Source organism: Natronomonas sp., from assembly GCF_046710025.1.
In the GTDB taxonomy this organism is placed as follows: domain Archaea; phylum Halobacteriota; class Halobacteria; order Halobacteriales; family Haloarculaceae; genus Natronomonas.
In genome coordinates, this window is sequence record NZ_JBKEGK010000206.1 from 1 (window position 1) to 4662 (window position 4662).

Sequence of the window (4662 nt, forward strand, 5' to 3'; positions counted from 1 at the left end):
TCGATTTAATCTCGGCGACGAGGTCGGCGGCCTCCTCGTTCGTGAGGGGGTCGTACTCTCCCTGGCGCCACATGTCGTAGGTAACCGTGTCGCGGACGACAAGCGTCGGGTAGATCTTTAGATAGTCAGGGCGCCAATCGGTGCTCTCGAACAGTTCCCGGAAGTCCTGAAGACACATTTCCTTTGACATTCCGGGCTGGCCGGGCATCATGTGAAAGCCGACTTTGAACCCGGCGTTCCGGAGGCGTCGGTTCGCGTCGATCGACGCCTGAATGCCGTGGCCACGGTGCATCTCACGGTTGATCCGCTCGTAGGTGGTCTGGACGCCGACCTCGACTTTCGTCCCGCCCAGTCGGAGCATTCGGTCGATCTGTTCGGGGTCACACCAGTCGGGTTTGGTCTCAAAGGTCGTCCCGATGTTGCGGATCGCGTTCGTCTCGTTTTCGGCGATCACGTCCTCGAGATAGCGGAAATCGGTCGCTTCGGGATCGGGTTTGAACGACTCCGATTCGCTCGGCGTGGGAGGCGAATCGAGGTCGTAGTCGTTCATCGCCTCGAGGGCGCGCTTGACAAACCACTCCTGGTAGTCGTGACTGCGGGCGGTCATCGTTCCGCCCATCAGGATCAACTCGATCTTATCGACCGGGTGGCCGATCTTCCGAAGCTGGTGGAGCCGTAGGGTCACCTGGCCATAGGGGTCGTAGTCGTTCTGGACGCCGCGGGCCGCGGCCGGCTCGTGGCCCGTATAGCTCTGCGAGGATGAAAACTCCGAGGCAGGGCCGCCCGGACAGTAAAGACACTTCCCGTGCGGGCAGGTGTGCGGCGATGTCATGATCGCGACCGGCGAGACGCCCGAAGCCGTCCGCACCGGTTTCCGTCGGAGCACCGGCTCGAGTTCCTCGCGGTGCTCTTCGGGGGCGTAATCGAGCAACTCCGTGTTCTTCGGGACTTTCGGCGCGGAGTGCTCCCGGCAGGCGTCCATCTTCGCGGCCTCAAGATCGTCGCGGTCGATTTCGCCCGCCAGTAAGGACTCGACGAGCGACTCACAGACGCGCTCGAACGCCTCGGACTCGGCGGGATCGACGTCGGTACTCATTCGCTATCCGCACAAAGGACATCCGAGGGGAAATGGCTAGCGGTCGAACGCCGTCTAGAGTCGTCGCAGTTCAGGCCGACGGCGTCGCGATCGACCCGGCGACCGCATCGACGACAGCCTCAATGACCGCCTCGCGCTCACCGGCGAGGAACTCGATCGTCGGTTGTCGAGTCCCTGGGTTCGAGACGCCGGCGTCCGGAACCGTGTCGTCGAGTTCGGCGACGACCGAACTGAGGTCGAGATCACCGTCGGCCCGGACATGGAGTTCGTCGGTGCCGACGCCGACGACGGCCGCCGAGTCGAGCCGCCGGTCAAGTTCGTCAAGCAGGAGTCGCGTCGGCGGGAAATCGTATCGGTGCGTGTAGGCGTCGGTGTCGAGGACAGCCACGGGAACGCCGTCGACGATCCGTTCGTCGAGGTTCGGGACGACGGTGTCGAGTTCGTCGTCGAGCTTCGTCACGAACTGCTCGGAGACCTGCGCGGCAAGCCCCGTCCGCTTCTCGAACAGTAGGTCGATGATGAGTTCGCGTTTGTCCTCATACGACTGGTAGAACGCCTCCAGCGCGACCGCCTCGCGAAGTTGTTTCGTCGATTCGGCGTCGATGCCGGCGCCGGCAGCGAGGTCGACGTACATCTCGGGGGCGTCGGCCCAGTAACTGACCGCCGGCAGGTGGAGCAGATCCTCTCGGACGTCGCCGTTGGTCGTCGCGGCGAGCGTGGCCGCAACCGTCGAAACGGTCCGGGTCTCCGCGGTGACGAGCGAGTCGATCCGGTCCGCGACCGCGTCGTCGGCCGCTTGGCCGTCGATGACGACTTGGGGCGCGCCGTAGATATCCAATAGATCGAGGCCGTCGGCGGAGGCGGCGGTCGACCCGGCGGCGGCGAAGACGAAAAGCGGGATCTTCTCACCGTGGCGGTCCCGGTCGCCGAGCATCCGGGTCGCGTCTTTCGTCGCGTCGTTCATATCGTAGACGCCGTCCTCGAGCGGGCGGCGGTCAAAGTAGTGATACACCGAGTCGGCCGTGCCGTGTTCGGCTTCGATGAGAGGCAACACGGCCCGCTCGATCGCCGCACCGGCGACGTAGCCGTCAGTTGTTGCGTCGTGTCGAACGACGATGGGCCGTGACTCGATGACAGCGCGCCGGATCTCCGTCGCAACGGCCTCGATGTCGTCGACGATCGCATCGATTTCGGGATCGTCGGCGATCGGGTTAACGCTATCCGGACTAGCGCGGTCGTCGAGGGCCTCATTCATCCGGGTTTCGACGGCGTCACCGGCCTCCTCGGGGAGAGTCTCGATCGAGTCGGTCTCAACCTGGATCTCGTCGCGGCGGACCCGAGCCTCGCCGTCCAGACGGACGACGTCGCCGGCCTCGATGTCGGGGTAGGCACGCACGCCGGCCTCGACGAACGCCGCGCAGTCGACGATACCCGTCTCGTCCTCAAGTTCGAAGACGGTCGGGCCCGAGGTCTGGCGGACCGAGGCGATAGTGCCCTCGAGTCGGACTGTGTCGCCGACGCGGTCCTCAAGCGATTCGACGGTGACGCGCTCGTGTTCGGCGTCGATGTCGTCCCCCTCAGCATCGTCCGTGGAGCCGTCCTCGTCGGGCGAATCGGCAGCGATCTCGCTGAGTTCGGCGTCCCCCGGGCTGCCGCCGGTCTGTTCGTCCGCGCCACCCGTCGTTCCCGGTTCGCCGGGAGTGGGTTCGGGGGCGTCGGGTGTCGCGTTGCTGTCGTCGGGTTCGGGTTCGGTCCCGGCCTCGGCTTTGGGTTCAGGTTCGGCTTCGGTGTCGGTTGCAGTCTCGCCGCGTTCGTCCCCATCGTCTTCATCGTCCTCTCTGCCGTCCTCGGCGTCCTCATCGATGAAACTGTCTCCCTCCGGCGTCTGGAGGAGGTGCCCTCGGAAGTCTTCCGGCGTCTCTCGGATCGACCAATCGAGGTCGATATCGCCGTTGTCGCGGACGTTGTTCACCTGCACGCAGACGTTGTCGCCGACCTCCCACTCGAGGCTCTCAAGCCGGCGGTCGAGTTTGCTCCGGTGGAGGAGGCCGGTGACGTTGCCGATGTTGATGAACACGCCGAAGTCGGCGTAGCCGTCGACGCTTCCAACGTAGAAGCGACCCGGCGTCAACTGCGATGGTTGATTCCCTTCGAACTCGAAGACGACGTCTTCCTCGTGGACCTCACAGATCGGTCCGTCGGTGGACGTGCCGCAAATGATACAGCTACCCATTAGCGGAATACAACAGTCGGGGCTTAAAACGGTTGTCGGAATCCACGCGGGGGCCGAATCCGGCGTGAGACGGCGGGATCGGCACGCGGATCGCGTCGTTAGCGAACGCTGACGGTCCCCGAGTCAGTCCTCTGCGCCGACGTTCTGTGTCGACTCGATCGTCCGGGGGTCCGGTTCGATCCGCGCGTATTCAACCATCCGCTGGCCGAGCACCTCGACGCGCTCGCCGACACCGTCGTCGACGATCTCGCCGCCCTCGATACTGTTTCGCGCCGCCGGGATCGCCACCTGATGGGGGACAACCCAGGCGTCGAGCGCCCGGCAGACCGACCGAAGGTGATCAAGCGTCGTCGTCGGGAACGAGCCGCCGGCGACACACAACAGCCCCACCGTCGTGTCCTCAAACTCGTCGAACCCGCAGTAATCGAGGGCGTTCTTCAGCGCCGAGGAGTACGAGCCGTGGTACACGGGCGTGCCGAGGACGACCGCGTCGGCGGCGCCGATCCGCGCTTTGAGCGCCGACGCGTCGCCGGCGTCGTCCGCGTCGGCATCGAACACCGGCAACGAGAGTTCGCGGAGGTCGATGCAGTTCGTCTGGACGCCGTCGAACGTCGCCGCCGCGGCCAGGGCGTGCCGACACGCGGGGCGCGTGTAGCTTCCGTCCCGGAGACTGCCAACGATCGCCGCGACTCGCAGTTTGCTCATGTCAGTGGTACCGGGGCCGAAATCAAAGGCGCCCGGGATGCGGCCGTATCCGAACCGCGCCGAGCCTCGTCTCAAGCACGCTCGCCGGCCTTTTTATCGAGCGCGCCGAGACAGACGTATGAATGTGATTATCACTGGAGGGCGCGGGCAGACGGGTCGATGGGTCCTCGACCGTCTCGCCGACGCCCACAACGTGATTTGTCTCGACCGCGAGCACCCGGGGGCGGAAGGGGCCACGGGCGTCGAGTACCGCGCGCTGGACCTCACTGATCCGGGCGGAGTCCTCGACGTTGTCACCGAAGTCGATCCCGACGCGGTGGTCCACTGGGCCGCCATCCCAGTCGCCGATACGCACCCAGGGGTCGATCTCTACCGGAACAACACGCTATCGACACACGCGGTCCTCACGGCCGCGGGTCGAGTCGGCGCGCGGGTCGTACAGGCGTCCTCTGATGGCGCATACGGCTTCTTTTTTGCCGAGGAAACGCCACTCCCCGAGTCACTCCCGATCCCCGAGGATCACCCCTGTCGCCCCGAGGACCCCTATGGGCTCTCGAAGGTCGTCGCCGAGGAGATTGCCGCGACGGTCGCCCGCCGCGACGGCGTGCCGATTGCGTCGCTACGCCCG

4 protein-coding genes are annotated in these 4662 nt (G+C 65.5%); 1 reads left to right on the forward strand and 3 read right to left on the reverse strand.

The annotated features are described in order from the left end of the window. The 3 genes from ACI944_RS12015 to ACI944_RS12025 form a co-directional block, all read right to left on the reverse strand. On the reverse strand, nucleotides 1-1096 hold a 1096-nt coding region (locus ACI944_RS12015; RefSeq protein ID WP_411719286.1), incomplete at its 3' end, for a tRNA uridine(34) 5-carboxymethylaminomethyl modification radical SAM/GNAT enzyme Elp3. 70 nt (nucleotides 1097-1166) lie between these two features. After that, the gene (locus ACI944_RS12020) at nucleotides 1167-3329 is read right to left on the reverse strand and encodes an OB-fold nucleic acid binding domain-containing protein (protein ID WP_411719287.1); all 2163 of its coding nucleotides are present in this window, start codon (nucleotides 3327-3329) and stop codon (nucleotides 1167-1169) included. Between the two features lie 123 nt (nucleotides 3330-3452). Continuing rightward, nucleotides 3453-4034, reverse strand: coding sequence for an NADPH-dependent FMN reductase (locus ACI944_RS12025; protein WP_411719288.1), 582 nt, complete (start codon nucleotides 4032-4034; stop codon nucleotides 3453-3455). A 118-nt stretch (nucleotides 4035-4152) separates the two neighbouring features. Here ACI944_RS12025 and ACI944_RS12030 point away from each other — a divergent pair. Beyond that, nucleotides 4153-4662 (forward strand): NAD-dependent epimerase/dehydratase family protein (locus tag ACI944_RS12030; RefSeq protein ID WP_411719289.1); only part of this gene is annotated, 510 nt, incomplete at its 3' end.

Bases quoted from the DNA above. Each gene is read 5' to 3' on its own strand.
- ACI944_RS12025 (WP_411719288.1), bottom strand. From the start codon at position 4,034: ATGAGCAAACTGCGAGTCGCGGCGATCGTTGGCAGTCTCCGGGACGGA.
- ACI944_RS12020 (WP_411719287.1), bottom strand. From the start codon at position 3,329: ATGGGTAGCTGTATCATTTGCGGCACGTCCACCGACGGACCGATCTGT.